We start from the raw sequence: 16,844 nt of genomic DNA, 5'->3' as shown, positions 1-16,844 counted from the left end.
AAGAATATCCAAAAACACTAAAGAAATGAATCGACGTGATTTTTTACATAGCTCCTCTCTGGCAGGATTGGGCTGTATGATGCCATTCGACAATGTTCTGTTTAATAAAAATGGAGCAATAGAACAGTCCATACAATATAAAGCATTAGCCTATGGTTTATTAAAAGATTGGTGTGACGGGATGATTCGTCAGTTGATCATTAAACCTTCTGACCCTGAAATCCATGGTATGATGCAGTGCCCCGCCTGCGATGTCGTTCATGCCAGGTTTTCCGATGCTGTATATCCTTTCTTTTATATGGCCAAAGCCACTGGTAAGGAGAAGTATTTGGAAGCAGGAATAGCCGTCATGGAATGGAGTAAAAATGTGACCTTGCCCGATGGTAGCTGGACCAATGATTTGAATCCAAATTCATGGAATGGTACAACGGTTTTTGGTGCCATAGCGTTGGCCGAGACATTAAAATACCATGGTGATTTACTCGATACCAATCGCTACGGGGCATGGAAGGAGCGACTGGGCAAAGCAGCAGCCTTTATATATGAAAAGTTTGAAACCATCGATGCAACCAATGTCAATTATGGAGCTACGAATATTTACGCCCTGTATTTGGTTGGTGAACTTTTGGAAGAGCCGAAGTACACTGCTAGAAGCCAAAAACTGGCAGCTGAAGTAAAGCATTATTTTACTCAACCTAATTATTTGCTGTATGGAGAAATTAAACCATCAGCGCACAAGAAAAGTGCTAAGGGCTTGCCGGGAGTGGATTTAGGGTACAATGTGGAGGAATCCTTGAACAGTATCGTAATGTATGCCCTTCATACTGGGGACCGAGAACTGTTGGTACTATTGCAAAAATCCTTAGAAAGCCATTTGGAATTCATGCTCCCCGATGGTGGCTGGGACAATAGTTGGGGGACAAGAATGTTTAAATGGACCTATTGGGGCAGTAGGACTTGTGATGGATGCCAGCCGGCTTTCAGCATGATGGCTGGATTTAATCCAGCATTTGGCACTGCAGTTATAAAAAATACGGAACTGCTTAAGCGATGCACCTCGGAAGGACTATTGCATGGAGGGCCACATTACCTTTCCCATGGGATCAAACCTTGCTTACACCATACCTTTACACATGCCAAATCTCTTGCAACGGTTCTGGACCAATGGGGACATTTGCCGGAAATCAATAAAAAAACTTTACTTCCTCGCGAAAAAGCAGATGGTACAAGGTATTTTAAGGAGCTGGATACAGTGCTTTTTTCCAGGGGCAACTGGAGAGGGACCATATCAGCATATGACGCAGAATACTATCATAAAGAAGATTTTCGCCAGGCAACAGGTAATTCTTTGGGGATTCTATACCATCAAAAAGTAGGACTTTTATGTGCTGCAAGTATGGCGGTTTATAAAATGATGGAACCCTTGAACCAACAGCCTGCACCAGGAAGAGACATTGCGTTGACTCCCCGATTGGAAACTTATGAAAATGGTGTGTGGTATACCAATCTATATGATCTTTCTGCAAGTTTCAGCACTGAAGACAAGATGGGAGAGATTCAGATTTCAGGTAATGTCAAACTAAAAAATGAAGCAAGGGAAACTGTAGAAAACACCGCAGCCGATTTTGAGCTAGTCTACAGATGCTCCAAAGACTTAATAAAGATTACTGCAAAGACTCCTAAGGCTATTACCGGACAAACAGCTTTTGTGATTCCCATTATTTCACCATCGGGAGAAATGGTCAATCAACCTAACAAAAATTCTGTTGCCATTCAAAAAGAAAAGGGGGAAGTTCTCATTTCGGCAAATGTGCCTTTAAAAATAGACACTTTAACAACAAACCGGACTTTTAATATGGTTCCAGGGGTAGAGGCTCTACCAATTACGGTATTTTTTATTAAAGGGATAAACCATATTGAGTTAACTATAATTATAAACGATTGATAAATTTAGGCTAGAATATTTATATAATTAGTCTGATTGGATGTAGGGCTATTTTTATTTTCTTTTGTTAAAATGATTGGATCACGATCATTGCTTTTAATGTTTTTAAACTAATTCTGAGCAATCAAGAGTTAAACCTTATTTAATTTTATTGGAATTTAAGGCTTATCTCTTAATTCATTTTTTATCGATTTATATCTGTGGTAATTACCTTACCTCGTGAAATTCTAATCTAATGTTAAGCCTAATTTTTAAGTCTGTAATATTTTACCTGGTTGACCTGAAATTTCTTGAAAAATGGCCTGAAAAGTTGATTTAGATCCTTTTTGTACAATATTACCTGTATTCTGGATTTTATTTTTATTAAAAAATTTAAAATTGGATGAAAGAAACAACATCAACGATAATGATTTATTATCTAGTTGTTAAGTGATTCAAAGCATAACCAAAAAGCAAATCTTTATTTTAAAAACTAATTCATCAGTTTTTAAAATAAAGATTTGCTTGAAATTAACAGTTGAAATTTCAAGTGGCACTCTTAAGACTTTATAAGGATTATATGAAAAAATAATGGGTCTTGATTAATAGAGTAAACCTTATCCTGCAGCCTTAATCTGAATATTATAACATTTAAAAACTATATGCATGAGAATAAACCTAACATAACCTAATACCCAAATTGATATAACCTAGCAAAGGTTATTATTAAAGTGATTAAAGAAAGAATTTTAAATGATAGTATGATGATTTATAAAATTTTACAGAAAAAAATATGGGTAACACTGGCAGCATTATTCTGCTATACTTTTGTCTGGGCCCAAGAAACTACAATTTCAGGGACTGTTATCTCCGGAGAAGATGGTGGAGCCTTGCCAGGGGTAACTGTTTTGGTGCAAGGAACCACAGTTGGAACAGCCACGGATATTGATGGTAATTACAAGATAAACGCAAGCCCTTCAGATATTTTGGTATTTTCTTTTATTGGCTATTCTCAAGAAAAGATTGAAGTTGGAAATAGAACAAGAATTGACCTTACCATGAATTTGGATGTGTCTCAACTGAATGAAGTTGTAGTGGTAGGGTACGGTGAGCAAAATAGAAGAGATTTAACGGGATCAGTTGTATCTATTAAATCAGATCAACTAGAACAATCCACACCTACCACAGCCCTTGAAGGAATGAGGGGAAGATTATCCGGGGTATCCATTACTGCCAATGGAGGGCCAGGTGAGGCTCCTGATATTAAAATAAGGGGTACCTCTACATTGAACAGTGGAACCGGGCCTTTATATGTGGTAGATGGACAACAGTTGGACAATATTAACAATATAAACCCAAATGATATAGCATCTGTAGAGGTTCTTAAGGATGGGGCTTCTGCGGCGATCTATGGATCAAAATCAGCAAATGGAGTAATTATTATTACCACCAAAAAAGGGAAATCAGGAGAAACGAAAATTGATGCAAATTACGTCCGCAGTTACAGTGCATTGTCTTCAAAGATACCAGTGTCCAACACGCGTCAAGCAAGAATTTATGAAATTGCTAGAACTGGAAATGATGCTGTAAATCCTGGGCCTCCAGCTGATTCTTTGTCTACCTTGTTCAATCAGGATTATGATTATCAAGAAATGATCACAAGAGTCGGGGTTCGTGATCAGGTTGGACTTTCATTGAGTGGAGGAAAGGATGACGCTAACTTTTATTGGAATACTGGATTTATGAATCAAGAAGGAGTAGTAAAAAACTCCAATTTTCAAAGGGTCAATACCACTTTAAACCTGAACTTTAAAGCTTCAAAAATAATAAAGGCAGGAACTAGGATTTTGGCCTCCTATTCGGAAAGGAATGGACTGAATGAAGGGGCTGTATTCAATCAATTGTCCACTCATTTCCCCTATCTTCCCTCTCAAGATGCTGATGGTACATATGTTCCACAAACTTCTAGTCAGCAAAATGTACTGGCTGAAACATTGTTCGCCGTCAGGAAAAGGAGAGATTATGATGGGCAAATTTTTAGCTTTTTAGAATTGGATATATTGCCTTCATTAAAATTTAAATCCACTTTAGGGGTGCTTTTGGAACTTCGACGAGATAATGATTTTGATCCAATAGTAGTGCAACCATTGGGGAGGGCTGCCGCTGGGTCAGAAATAACAAGATTAAATTACAGCCTTCAACAAGAAAATTATCTAACCTATAAGAAACGTTTTGGTGAACATAATATAGGTGGGGTATTAGGTATACAGGTACAAAAATGGAAGAACGAATATGCTCGTTTTCGCTCTACTGAATTTAATAATGATATAGTAAGAACATTCAATAATGTTGTTGAACTTGATGCCGCAAATACGCAAACCACAGCCACAGCCCATTCTATTTTGTCTCAATTTGGGAGAGTGACATATGATTACAAGAGTAAGTATCTTTTTGGTGCAACAGTAAGAAGAGACGGATCCTCACGCTTTGGTTCTGCGAATCAATATGGGGTTTTTCCAGGTGTATCCGTTGGTTGGAGAATGAGTGATGAAACGTTTTGGGAGCCTCTGTCGGAGATCGTGTCAGATTTTAAGTTGAGAGCAGGGATTTCTCAAAATGGTAATGAGAGGATAGGAGACTTTGACAGTAGATCATTGTATTCTCCCGGATTCTTTTATAATGGCCAGAATGGCATTGCATTAACCCAACTTGGAAATCAAGATCTTGTATGGGAAACCACACAACAGTCCTACTTGGGAGTTGATTTCGGTCTTTTTAATGGAAAGATCAATGCTAGCGTGGATTACTATGAAAAACTAACTTCTGATTTACTATATAATACTCCACTTCCGGAAGAGACAGGTTTTGGCAGCATTAGAAATAATATTGGTGAGATCAAAAATAAGGGAATTGAATTTACCATCAGTGGAGATGTCATGAACAGACCTGATTTCAAATGGTATTCAAGTTTTAATATTTCTACCAATACTAATGAAATCTTAGATTTGGCTGAAGAGGATGGTCAAATTATTCAGGGAAATTATATCATTAGAGAAGGTGGACCAATTGGAGATTTCTGGGGATATACTGCTTTAGGGGTTTTTCCATATGACGAATCCAATGCTTTTGATGATGCGGGAAATCAATTGACACCAATTTTTGATGAGCAAGGTGGATTCCTTAGTTACGAGCTGAACGGACAGGCCTATTCAGGTAATGTAAATCAATTATCTGTTGGTAATAGCGTTTTAAGGGGAGGTGACGTGCATTGGAAAGACCTAAATGGTGACTTTAATATCGATGCTAATAATGACCGTTCGGTAATAGGCAATGGAATTCCTAGTTTTTTTGGAGGGTTTTATAATGAATTTACTTATAAGGGAGTCAAGCTTTCAGTTATGATAGATTATAATTTTGGAAATGATATCTATCGGGAATATGATGAAACGCGTAACCAAAGAATGGTCAGAACAATTTTACCTGGCCCAGAAAGAATCGATGAAGCATGGTACCAACCTGGAGATATCGCAAAATATCCAACTTTAGCATCTGCTGGTAGTTCGAGGAATAATCTTGGTCCCAATAGTTTCTGGGTAAGTGATGCGGATTTTATAATGCTAAGATCAGTCAGGTTCGATTATTCCCTTCCTAGCTCTATTACTGATAAAGTAAGCTTCTTGTCAAATGTATCCTTTTATGCCTCGGGAAACAATTTGTTGAATTGGACAAATTATGAAGGATATAATCCTGAACTCGGAACAAGGGGTAATGCTTTGCAGCCCGGAATGGATAATTTAAGGTATCCACTTTACCGTGAGTATATCATGGGGCTGAATATTACATTTTAAAATCTAGGTTGATTGAAAAAATAAAGAATTCAAATATGAAAACTTTCAATAATATAAAATGGGTATTGACCATTGCAATAACCATAACATTTATGATTTCCTGTGATAGCATTTTGGAGGTAGAGCCGGAGAGTTCGATTAGTGAAAATCAGTTCTGGAACTCGGAAGCTGATGCCAATGCGGCAGTAGCAGGTATTTATGATGCGATGCAGGGAGCATATAGTAGAAGGTACTTCCTATGGGGAGAGATGAGGTCTGACAATTTTGATGCTTTTGGATCTGCAGAAAACCCTGAATCTTTGGAATTGACGTCAAACAACTTGACTGATCAAAGATCTAGCTATTCAAGTTGGGGAGCTTTTTATCAAATGATTTTAAGGGCAAACCTTGCAATAGAAAATATTCCAAACATCTCTGGAGGTAATACAGACCCGCTATTGGGACAAGCACATGCATTGCGTGCTTTTGTTTATTTTGATCTTATCAGAGCATATGGTGATGTTCCATTATACCTAGATTTGATCACAGGGATTAATGATGATATTTTTCGATCCAAGACACCCGGTTCAGAAATTATGAACACTGTGATAATTCCTGACATGTTAAAAGCGGAAGAACTAATCCCCAATATTAAAGATAGGTTTAAGTTCTCCTTGTCCAGTGTTTATTGTTTACAGGCCGAAGTATATATGCACTTAAAAGAATATGCCCTAGCAAAAGAAGCACTTGATAAATTGGAGGCATTGGGTGAGTTTTCTCTAGTGACTAATCCAGAAGCATTTCACTCTTTGTTCAGAAGAGAACCAGAAAGGTCAGGAATTACAACTCCGCAAGAGACCGGGCCAGAATTGATATTCTCAATTGTTTTTAACCAAGACGAAGAACCAGGAGAAGGAGGTATTTATTCACTTTTTTGGCCCGGAGTTCCAAGTTACGTAGTTTCAAATGAGCTAGAAGAAAAATGGATTGAAACTTTCCCGATAGATTCGATTTCCTGGGTCTCAAAATACCCGAATTATACACCTTCTACTGTAGATGAAGAAACTGGAAATACCATATATGGAGATTACCATAGGTACTTGCAATTAATAGAAAGTATTAAAGATATAGGAGATAGAAGATATGGAAAATACAATCTAAGTAATTATGCAGGATCGGAAGATGACGTGGATATAGTAGTCTATAGATATGCAGGAATGCTACTACTGAAGGCAGAGGCGGAATTACAGCTTGGAAATTCTGATGAAGCCGTTAATTTGGTCAACAGAATTAGAAGTGCTCGTGATTTACCAGGGATTTCAATAGCTGATTTTCAAACGCAAGAACAGCTTCATAATACCATTCTTGATGAACGTCAGTTTGAACTACTGGCCGAAGGAAAAAGGTGGTGGGATTTAATTAGGACAAATAAAGCAGTGGAGGTAATGGGCCCAATTAACGGTCAGACTACGGAGACACTTTTGTTTCCAATTTGGTTTCAACACCTAGTGGATAATCCAAACTTGACTCAAACATCAGGATATTAATTCACCTTAACACATTGAAAAAATGAAGATATTCATAAGAAATTCAATAAATATTTTTGTGGTAGGATTTATGATAATTATTACCACAAGTTGTGACTTGGCTTTACAGGAAAAGTGGGAGTATGTGCCAGAACCTTTTGGAAACCGCCCAACAGGTATGACTGCCTATGACTGGATGTTGATGATAAATAATGACGATACTTATAATGATGATGACGGTATTCCTCAATTCCAGTATATGTTGGAAGCTATCGAACACACGGGCTTGCTGGAGTTATACAATGATCCTAATTCGGAACAAACTTATTTTTTGCTAAGAAATAGTGCATTTAATGGGGGAGGACAATTGATCGCAAATATGACAGGGGATAGCAATACACCCATTGAATCAATAAGTCCAGACCGTTTGGAGCATGTGCTCAGATATCATATATTGGATGAGTCTTTAAGTCAAACTGATATCCCTAAAAATGATTTTCATCTTTACTATCAGTCACTTGTGCCAGGAGATACTGGCGTAGTGGAGATAAACAAAAGACTTTTTAACCAGGAAATCCGAATAAATACGAGTATAGCTAGAGTAGGAGGAGGAACCACTCCCACCACAATGCCTAGTTCATCCAAAGGTGCTTCAGTTGCACTCCATAATTTTATTTTCACAAATGGTATTGGACATCAGCTTAATGGTTATGTCAGGTATCAACCATTCTAAAATTAGATACATTCATTTTAAAAAAGGTAAGCTCTATTGGGTTTACCTTTTTTTATAAGAGAAGAAAGCGTATTTGTTTTGCTTCTCAAAATTTGAAATTTCCCACCATTGTAGGTGGTGAATAACTTGAGTAAATCCTTTTACATGAGTTTGTTAGCTAAAGAAATGGACTTTTTTACCTCTTTTTAAAACTTTTTTTAAGCATGAAGTTATCAATTTTAGTTGTCACCAACAGGGTGGTGTCGTGGATACATACATCTATGACAAACAACTTGAAGAACATTAATAACCCAAAATATGATAACAATTAATAGCAGCTAACAAACTTTTGGATGAAATGAGATTATAGGATTCCGATAAAAAACTCAATTAACAACGAACAAAATAACCTTAACATGAAATGTGAAAATTTACAAAAGATAATACCCTTAACAAAAATTGCTATTGTGTTGATCTTATTAGAGACACTTACAATGAGTCAATTATTTGCTGAGGTCTTTAAAATAGCAGACAATAAGATTGAAATTTCCGGTCAAGTAATTTCTGCACAAGATGGTACTACTCTGCCTGGGGTTACAATTCTAGAAAAAGGGACCTCAAATGGCACGATAACAGATTTAGATGGTAACTATAGTTTAATGGTATCTGAAGACGCAAGCATAGTGATATCCTTTGTAGGTTTCCTTTCCCAAGAAATAGAAGTAAAAAATAAAACTATAATTGATATTGAGTTAGAGGTTGATATCAAACAATTAGATGAGGTAGTTGTAATTGGATATGGAACATCAAAAAAGTCCGATTTAACCGGTTCTGTTTCAACAGTGGACACCAAAGCATTAGAAAACAATCCCAATTCAAGGGTTGATCAGGTGTTACAAGGCCGTGCATCAGGAGTTCAAGTTACCCAAACTAGCGGAGCTCCTGGAGCTGGTACTTCAATTAGGGTACGTGGGGGCAATTCTATTCAGGGCAGTAATGAGCCTCTTTGGGTTATTGATGGAATAATTGTTGGGCAAGACTATAATTTAAACAATTTGAACTCCAATGATATCAAATCAATAGAAATTTTAAAAGATGCTTCTTCCATTGCAATTTACGGCTCAAGGGGTGCAAATGGTGTTATTTTAGTGACAACAAAAAGTGGTACCGTTACTGGTGGGAAACCTCAAGTTAATATTGGGTTTTATACCAGTGCTCAATTAGTGCCTCAACGTCCTGAATACCTTTCTCAGCCTGACCAAATTGAGTATACAAATGAAGACGCCAGATTCCGTTCGGCGGCAGAGCCCTTTCCAAATCCTCCATCAAGTTACCAAGATAATGATTGGTTTAATTTATTAATTGATCCTGCCGCAATTTATAATGGTGATATCTCAGTTTCAGGTGCTTCTGAAAATGGAAAGATAAACTATTATAATTCTTTAAATTATTTTAATCAAGATGGTTTGATTGAAAACTCTGGTATTGAAAAACATATTTTTAGGTCTAATCTAGATATAAAATTAAGCGATAAATTAAATACTGGTTTTAGATTGAATTATTCCAGGATCCATCAAGATAATGGAACTGTAGGCTATAGTGGGTTGCTCTCTATTCTTCCAACTCAACCTATTTATAATGAAGATGGGTCGTATAATGGTTTTAACGAAGTTGTTGGTGCTCCATTTTCCAATCCACTTGCGAATGCTCGCTTAAACACCAACGAAACCTATACCAACAATTTACTGGGAACTATATATTTGGAATTCAAACCAAATTCGAATTGGTTGATTAGGTCAACGTATAGCCCTGAAATTAACAATACGAAAACCAATGTATTTAATTCCAGTCAAAGACCTGACTATCTTGAAGTAGGACAAGATGGGGATGCAAGGGTAAGCGCCTTATCCAGTATGGGGTGGAACAATGAAAATACTATTCAATATCAATCTAATATTGGAAAAGATCATAATATTACAACCTTAGTTGGAGCATCCTTTCAAAAATTTACTTCAGAAGAAGTTTTTGCAGAGGCATACGGAATTACAAGTGATGCAACTGGATTTAATAATTTAGGTCTAGGATCTGATCCTGTTAGAAATGTGATTGGGAGTGGCTATGATGAATTTGCGATTGCATCATTTTTTGGAAGATTAAATTACTCATACAAGGATAAGTACCTACTGACTTTAGTAGGAAGAACGGATGGGTCTTCACGTTTTGCCCCTGGGAATAAATATGAGTTTTATCCTTCAATTGCAGGTGCATGGAAGATTTCAGAGGAAGATTTTTTGGATGGAGCGAATTTTGTTAATGATTTGAAATTAAGGGCAAGTTTTGGTCGATCTGGAAGTCAAGGGATTGACTCTTATAGAACTTTGGCTTTAATGACAGAGGCAAGCACTACATACAATGGGGTTCAAAATCCTGGTGTAACTCTGGGAAGACCAGCCAATCCAAGTTTAAGATGGGAGACTACTAAACAATTGGATATCGCGCTGGAAGCGTCCTTATTTAAAAATAGAATTTTTACTGAATTTAATTATTACCATAAGCAAACTAATGATTTGTTATTGGAAGTAGTAATACCAAAGCAAACTGGTTTTACAAGTCAATTACAAAATATCGGCTCTTTAGAAAATACAGGCTGGGAGTTATTGGTAAAATCTACTAATCTTAGTAAGAAGGACTTTGACTGGGGATCTACTCTTACATTATCCTCCAATAAGAACAAGGTGCTGGATTTGGGTGGAAGTGAATTTATAGATGTGGTTGTGGATGAAATTTTAGGTGCGGGTAATACACGGATCATTGTAGGTGAACCAGCTCCTGTATTCACAGGAGTGAGGTATCTGGGGACTTGGAAAAGTCAAGAAGAAATTGATGAATCTGGAATGGGTTCTCAAGTAGTCGGCGGACCTAAATTTGAAGATCTCAACGGTGATGGTATAATTTCAACAGAAGATAATGTAGTGTTAGGTAGTCCTCAACCAGATTTGATTTTTGGATTTGAAAATTCACTTACATACAAGAATTTTGAGTTTTCATTTTTTTTCCAAGGAACTGTAGGTAATGAGGTGTATAATTTAAGGACAAGAGGAAGCTATTTTACAAGGGGAGAGGTGCCTAAATATGCTGAAATGGTAAACCGATGGACTCCCGAAAATCCAACTTCTGATATTCCGAGGGCTGGCTCTGATGCGGTAACTTCTATCACCAGTAATTCGGAGTATGTGGAAGATGGCTCTCATCTAAGACTCAAAACAGTACGCTTGGTTTATAATTTACCAGTTGAAAAATTGGGATGGGATAGTGTAAACAGAATGTCATTTTATTTTTCTGGTTCCAATCTGTTCTTGGCATCGCGTTTTAGACTCATTGATCCTGAGACAAGTAGATATGGTACGTCAGGTGTCGGAAATATCGCACAAGGATTTTCAAATGGGGAATACCCCAATCCACGAGTTTTAACACTTGGTGTTAACGTAACTTTTTAAGATTGTCAATTATTAAACAATTAAAATTATGAAAATCAATAAAATAATATATCATATTTTAATATTCCTCAACCTTGGTTGTCAGGGCTTTTTAGAGGAAAAGCCTAAGGATATAATAGCGCCAGAGAATTTTTTTAGTTCTGAAGCAGATGCAAGGCAAGCCATTACAGGAGTATATGCCATTCTAAAAAATAATTCTCTTTATGGACAAGTAGGCTTGGATCATTTCTATGATAATGGAGCTGATATTATAGAACCCAATAGGGTAGCGGATTTTGTTGAGCCAATAGGGAATTATACCATGAATGAGGCATTGGCAGATGTTTCTATTCAGAAAATGAGTGTTGCAGATACTTGGAGAGACCTTTATAAAATTGTCTTGAATACCAATATTATAATAGAGAAAGTAGAAGGTAATGAGGCAATCTCTGATCAAGTTGAAATTGATATAATTGCAGAAGCACTCTTTCTTAGATCATTGGCTTATTGGCATATCACTAACCTGTGGGGGGATGCCCCATATTATACCCAGAACATTAATATAGAGGAAATAAAAAAATTGGGTAGGACAGATGAGGATGTGATTATAGAGGCAATACTGAATGATTTACAATTTGCGCAGGAAAACATGCCAAGAAGAGATGAAATCCCAGAAATACAAAATGGAAGGGCTTCAAAATGGGCTGCTGGAATTGTGATGGCCAAATTATATATGAAACAAAATAAATGGGAAGATGCCTTAAACAAATGTATGGAGATCATTAACCAATCCTCCCATCAACTGATGCCTACCTATGCAGATGTTTTTGACCCGATGCAAGAATATAATGATGAGATAATTTGGTCTTTGGATTTTGCAAAAGATATAATTGGTCAATTTGAAGTTGGGGTTCCACAACTTGCGGGAAATGGTAATTGGAGACCTAGTATGTTTAACCCAAGGTTGCGAGACGAACCGGCCAATACCAGTGAAAGGGATGCTTTGGCGAAAGCATTGGCTGAAAATGGTCAAGCATTTAATGGAACAGGACTGCAAATAGCATCAAAGGATTTCGCTGAAAAATTTCCAAAGAATGACCTAAGAAGACCAATGAATGTAATGGATAATTATTTAGGCTTTGAATTAGTTTTTCCATACATGCCAAAGTTTATGAATCTTGATCTGGATTCTTCGCCACGGTTCAACCATTCGGATAATAGGCTGATTTTTAGACTAGCAGATGTCTACTTAATGGCAGCAGAGTGTGAAAATGAATTAAATGGGCCTGAAAATGCTTATCAATATATTCATATGGTTAGGGAACGCGCTTATGCAACACGGGATGAGTGGGAGTTAAAAGGGCTTTCGCAACAAGAATTTAGAGAGGTAATCTATGACGAAAGAAAGTGGGAATTAGCAGGAGAATTGCACAGAAGGTATGATCTTATTAGGTGGGGTATATTATTGGATGTTGTCAAAAATCTTGAATATCGATTTTGGAAACCTAATGAAAATATAAAACCATATCACACATTACTTCCAATTCCCTTACAGGAGCTTCAAACTAACCCAATTTTACTTGAGTCCGACCCTACGAATAATGGGTATAGGTAAAATTTGGAAGGATATGAATTGACTGAACTAAATAACTCTAGCCAATTTATATCCTTCCATTATTCTTTAGTTTCCCAATTAGTATTTTTTAAGAATTTTATGTTGAATCTGATAATTAAATTAAATATGAATGTTCGATTAAGGAAAAGTATAATTTTCCTATTGTTAAGTCTATGGGTAAGTGTTGTTAAGGCTCAATCCCTACAACATCCCACCATCTGGATTACGCAGGAAGAAAGGGAGAAGGTACTTAATCTTATTGAAAATTATGATTGGGCCGAAAGTATTGTGGATCAACTACATCATCGAGTGGATAAAAAGTTGTCTCTTCATCAAAGCAATCCCGAAGCCATACTGGACTCCATTCCTTCATTTGCACAGAGTGATCATCAAGTTGCTGATCCTAAAGCCGATAAACCTGCTGCCGCTCACAACAAAGTGTTGTCAATTGCTTCCGAAGCGGGTATGCTTTACTTTCTGACCCAGGATGAAACTTATGCCATGTTTGCAGCAGATATACTGGAAGTCTATTTTGAACAATTAGGTTCAAAAACCCCTATGACTACTACTATTGCTGGGAATGCATTTTATGACCCTAGAACTACTTATGATCATATTGCTTTGGCCTACGATTTTATTTACAATTACCTTAAAAAAAGTCAAGCCTCGGTATACAATAGAGAACTTGGAAAGAGAATTCCATTCAATAATGATAAAGCCCAAAAGTCAATTGAAAATATGGTGGGCAATACTTTACAGGAATATGGAAAAAAGGACACCCATGGAAAGTATATTTCCAACCATCCCATATTGACAGCCCCTGGAGTATTGTATGGAATATTATGTGTTGAGGATGATATAGAAAGAGAGCGATTGTTTAATGTGTTTTGGGAGACAGGAACGGCCCATCAGAATTCATTTAAGCACACCATTTTGACCATGTTCGGTGAACAAGGAATCTGGCCCGAGTCAACCAGCTATAGTTTTATGCCATTGGTTACGCTGGTATTGAACATTGTCGATAGAAATTTTCCTGAAATGGATGTAACAAAGGAGTATAAACAAATTTTTAACGGAAGCTTTTTGTTCGATAACCTTCGGTATCCAGATCACAGGTTTGTCAGATTTGGAGACTCCAAGAGAAATAATGATGGTACCCAAGAGTTATATAGGTACACTCTAGATATTGCTAATAGGAGAGGGTTTGACAATTTGACAAATCAAGCTAAAATTGCCTTAAAGCAGGCTTACGAAATTGAAGGAGGGTACCGACCAAGAATAACAGGGAATACTTTTAACAATTATGAAGAACTTCAGCTTTTTTGGGGTGTACCCATTCCCGATAATATAGATGATAGTATTGATTTTCAAAAACCTACAGTGATTATTGAACATGCAGGAGTAGCACTTCAGCGAAATTATGTCAAAGAAAATAATTTACTCTATGGTCTATGTGGGATTATTGGAGGAGCACATTATGTGCACTCCCACGTTACGGGTATCACCATGGAACTCTATGGCGCTGGATATGTAATGGCTCCCAATGCAGGGCTTCCACCAACTGTGGCTGAAAGACAAATCCCATTGCATGAGCATTACTTTAGGCTATATGCTGGGAATAATACAGTGATTGTCAATGGTACTTCTCACGGTCTTGATAAAGGTTCATGGAAAGGAAAGGCAAATGTTTGGCAAAATACCACCCTTAATATTGCGGCTGAACCAAAGCATCTGGAAGATCCTATAAGTGATAACTTCAGTTTTGCTACCCAATTTTTGGATGATTCGGTGAATCACTCCCTGCAGCAGAGAACACTGAGCACTATTAGAACAAGTGCTACCACTGGGTATTATTTAGATGTTTTTCGTTCAAAATCAAAAGAGAACAATAATTTCCACGATTACATTTACCATAACATTGGAGATAAGACCTATATCTGGGATACAGATAATGAAAAACTGAGCCTTAAACAAACAGATCGCTATCAAAATGATATTGGGGATGTAGTTCGATCTCCAGGATGGCGTTATTTTGAAGATACTAAGGTGACCGATCCTACGTCGGAAACCGTAAAAATTCGGTTTGATGTCAACTATAATAGGAAGTACATGCACATGTTTGTGGCGGGAGGTGTAGAAAGGGAATTCACCCAGGCTCTTGCCCCCCCAACACGCGAGGCAAAAAATGGTTACATAGACAAAAAAACACAACTTATAGCTATCCGACAAAATGGAGAGGCTTGGGCAAGACCTTATATGTCTGTTTTTGAACCATCTGCCAATAAGTCCTCAAGTGTTAAAAATGTCCAACCATTACAAGATGGAGAAAAAACGATAGGGGTAAAGGTTATTTCTCATGTCGGTAATAAGGTAATAACAGATTATATCATTTCGCAGGACAATGCTGCGGCATCTTATATTAATCATAAAATCGATCTCCAGTTTGTAGGAAGGTTTGGCGTTGTCCGCATTACGATGCATGATGCAAAGGAGGAGGTAGAGCTTTATATTGGAGAAGGAAATCAAATGAAATACAAGGATCATACATTGACTGCCGATAAAAGCTGCAAGGGATACAAGAAGTTTTAGCCTAAAAAAGAAAACGGGGTACTATCTCTATACCGTATTTACAACTTCACTAGAGGGAAAGAATATAATTTGATTTGTATACTACTAATTATATAAAAGCATAAAATGAAAGAGTTATTTGATTTAACGGGAAAAGTGGCCATGGTTACCGGTGCTACGCATGGATTAGGGATGGCCATGGCTACGGCTTTAGCTAAAAGCGGGGCTAAATTATTGTTCAATGATATCAATCAAGAGAAGATAGATAATGCCGTTAAAGAGTACGCTGCAAAAGGAATTGAAGCCAAGGGGTATTTATTTGATGTGACAGATTCAAAAGCAGTGGATGAAAATATATCGTCAATTGAAAAAGAATATGGTCCTATCAATATTTTAGTAAATAATGCAGGTATTATAATGAGAGTTCCAGCAATGGAAATGGACCCCGCGGATTTTAAAAAGGTAGTAGAGGTGGATTTGATTTCTCCTTTTATTATGTCCCAAAGGGTAGGAAGGACGATGAAAGAAAACGGGGGAGGAAAGATCATCAATATCTGTTCAATGATGAGTGAACTGGGGCGTAATTCAGTTTCTGCCTATGCGGCCGGTAAGGGGGGGCTTAAGATGTTGACCAGAAATCTGGCTACTGAGTGGGCCAAGTACAATATTCAGGTTAATGGCATAGGTCCTGGCTATTTTGCCACTTCCCAAACGGCTCCTATCAGGGTAGATGGGCATCCCTTCAATGATTTTATAATTAACCGCACGCCCGCCGGAAGGTGGGGAGATCCGGAGGACCTTCAAGGTACTACCGTTTTTTTGGCTTCAAGAGCAAGTGATTTTGTCAATGGACAGGTGGTATATGTGGATGGGGGGATTTTGGCTACGATAGGTAAACCTCACGGAGAGGAATAAACTGGTTGAATGATTATGGGAAATGTGATTTTGATAAAAATCTCATAATCATTTGTTTAAGGGGGGGTATATTAATTTATAGTAATGATTGGTTCGCAGGAGATGCGAACCTAATGGAAGAGTATTTAAAAGAAGCCTTTTAAATACTGTATGCTGTCCATATGGATTAAATTATTAAAGTCATTAGCACAGAGATTTGTTATTGGAAACTAAACTCTGTGCTATTTTAGGTAACAGTACTTTTAATTTTATAGCTAACTGGCTAAATCGACTTTTCTGTT

At 37.2% G+C, this 16,844-nt stretch carries 8 protein-coding genes; all 8 read left to right on the top strand.

Annotated elements, in window-relative coordinates; genetic code table 11:
• The first annotated feature begins 25 nt into the window (after positions 1-25).
• The 8 genes from JL001_RS21885 (at position 26) to JL001_RS21850 (ending at position 16,563) form a co-directional block, all read left to right on the top strand.
• Entirely contained in the window at positions 26-1,945 is a 1,920-nt protein-coding gene (locus JL001_RS21885) for a hypothetical protein (RefSeq protein WP_200979939.1), read from the top strand.
• 740 nt (positions 1,946-2,685) lie between these two features.
• Positions 2,686-5,772, top strand: coding sequence for a TonB-dependent receptor (locus tag JL001_RS21880; RefSeq protein ID WP_200979936.1), 3,087 nt, complete (start codon positions 2,686-2,688; stop codon positions 5,770-5,772).
• A gap of 35 nt (positions 5,773-5,807) precedes the next feature.
• Entirely contained in the window at positions 5,808-7,298 is a 1,491-nt protein-coding gene (locus tag JL001_RS21875; protein WP_200979934.1) for a RagB/SusD family nutrient uptake outer membrane protein, read from the top strand.
• 22 nt (positions 7,299-7,320) lie between these two features.
• Complete coding sequence (locus JL001_RS21870) at positions 7,321-8,010, top strand: fasciclin domain-containing protein (RefSeq protein WP_200979932.1); 690 nt, start codon at positions 7,321-7,323, stop codon at positions 8,008-8,010.
• 395 nt (positions 8,011-8,405) lie between these two features.
• Positions 8,406-11,486 carry a TonB-dependent receptor gene (locus tag JL001_RS21865; RefSeq protein ID WP_236252938.1) on the top strand — a complete coding sequence of 1,027 codons (3,081 nt, stop codon included), beginning with the start codon at positions 8,406-8,408 and terminating at the stop codon, positions 11,484-11,486.
• A 28-nt stretch (positions 11,487-11,514) separates the two neighbouring features.
• On the top strand, positions 11,515-13,080 hold the full coding sequence (locus JL001_RS21860) for a RagB/SusD family nutrient uptake outer membrane protein (RefSeq protein WP_200979930.1): 1,566 nt from the start codon (positions 11,515-11,517) through the stop codon (positions 13,078-13,080).
• 126 nt (positions 13,081-13,206) lie between these two features.
• Positions 13,207-15,669: a hypothetical protein gene (locus JL001_RS21855; RefSeq protein WP_200979928.1), complete on the top strand. Its 2,463-nt coding sequence runs from the start codon at positions 13,207-13,209 to the stop codon at positions 15,667-15,669.
• A 105-nt stretch (positions 15,670-15,774) separates the two neighbouring features.
• A complete protein-coding gene (locus JL001_RS21850) occupies positions 15,775-16,563 on the top strand; it encodes a gluconate 5-dehydrogenase (protein WP_200979926.1) in 789 nt (262 codons plus the stop codon).
• Positions 16,564-16,844: the final 281 nt, after the last annotated feature.

Origin of the sequence: Echinicola sp. 20G (assembly GCF_015533855.1) — a bacterium.
GTDB lineage: Bacteria > Bacteroidota > Bacteroidia > Cytophagales > Cyclobacteriaceae > Echinicola.
Note: the sequence above shows the minus strand (reverse complement) of the source record. Positions and strands in the feature narration are given on the sequence as shown.

What these genes read in the sequence shown, in the direction of transcription:
- JL001_RS21885 (WP_200979939.1), top strand. Translation starts at nt 26, where the DNA reads ATGAATCGACGTGATTTTTTACATAGCTCCTCTCTGGCAGGATTGGGC.
- JL001_RS21880 (WP_200979936.1), top strand. Translation starts at nt 2,686, where the DNA reads ATGATGATTTATAAAATTTTACAGAAAAAAATATGGGTAACACTGGCA.
- JL001_RS21875 (WP_200979934.1), top strand. Translation starts at nt 5,808, where the DNA reads ATGAAAACTTTCAATAATATAAAATGGGTATTGACCATTGCAATAACC.
- JL001_RS21870 (WP_200979932.1), top strand. Translation starts at nt 7,321, where the DNA reads ATGAAGATATTCATAAGAAATTCAATAAATATTTTTGTGGTAGGATTT.
- JL001_RS21865 (WP_236252938.1), top strand. Translation starts at nt 8,406, where the DNA reads ATGAAATGTGAAAATTTACAAAAGATAATACCCTTAACAAAAATTGCT.
- JL001_RS21860 (WP_200979930.1), top strand. Translation starts at nt 11,515, where the DNA reads ATGAAAATCAATAAAATAATATATCATATTTTAATATTCCTCAACCTT.
- JL001_RS21855 (WP_200979928.1), top strand. Translation starts at nt 13,207, where the DNA reads ATGAATGTTCGATTAAGGAAAAGTATAATTTTCCTATTGTTAAGTCTA.
- JL001_RS21850 (WP_200979926.1), top strand. Translation starts at nt 15,775, where the DNA reads ATGAAAGAGTTATTTGATTTAACGGGAAAAGTGGCCATGGTTACCGGT.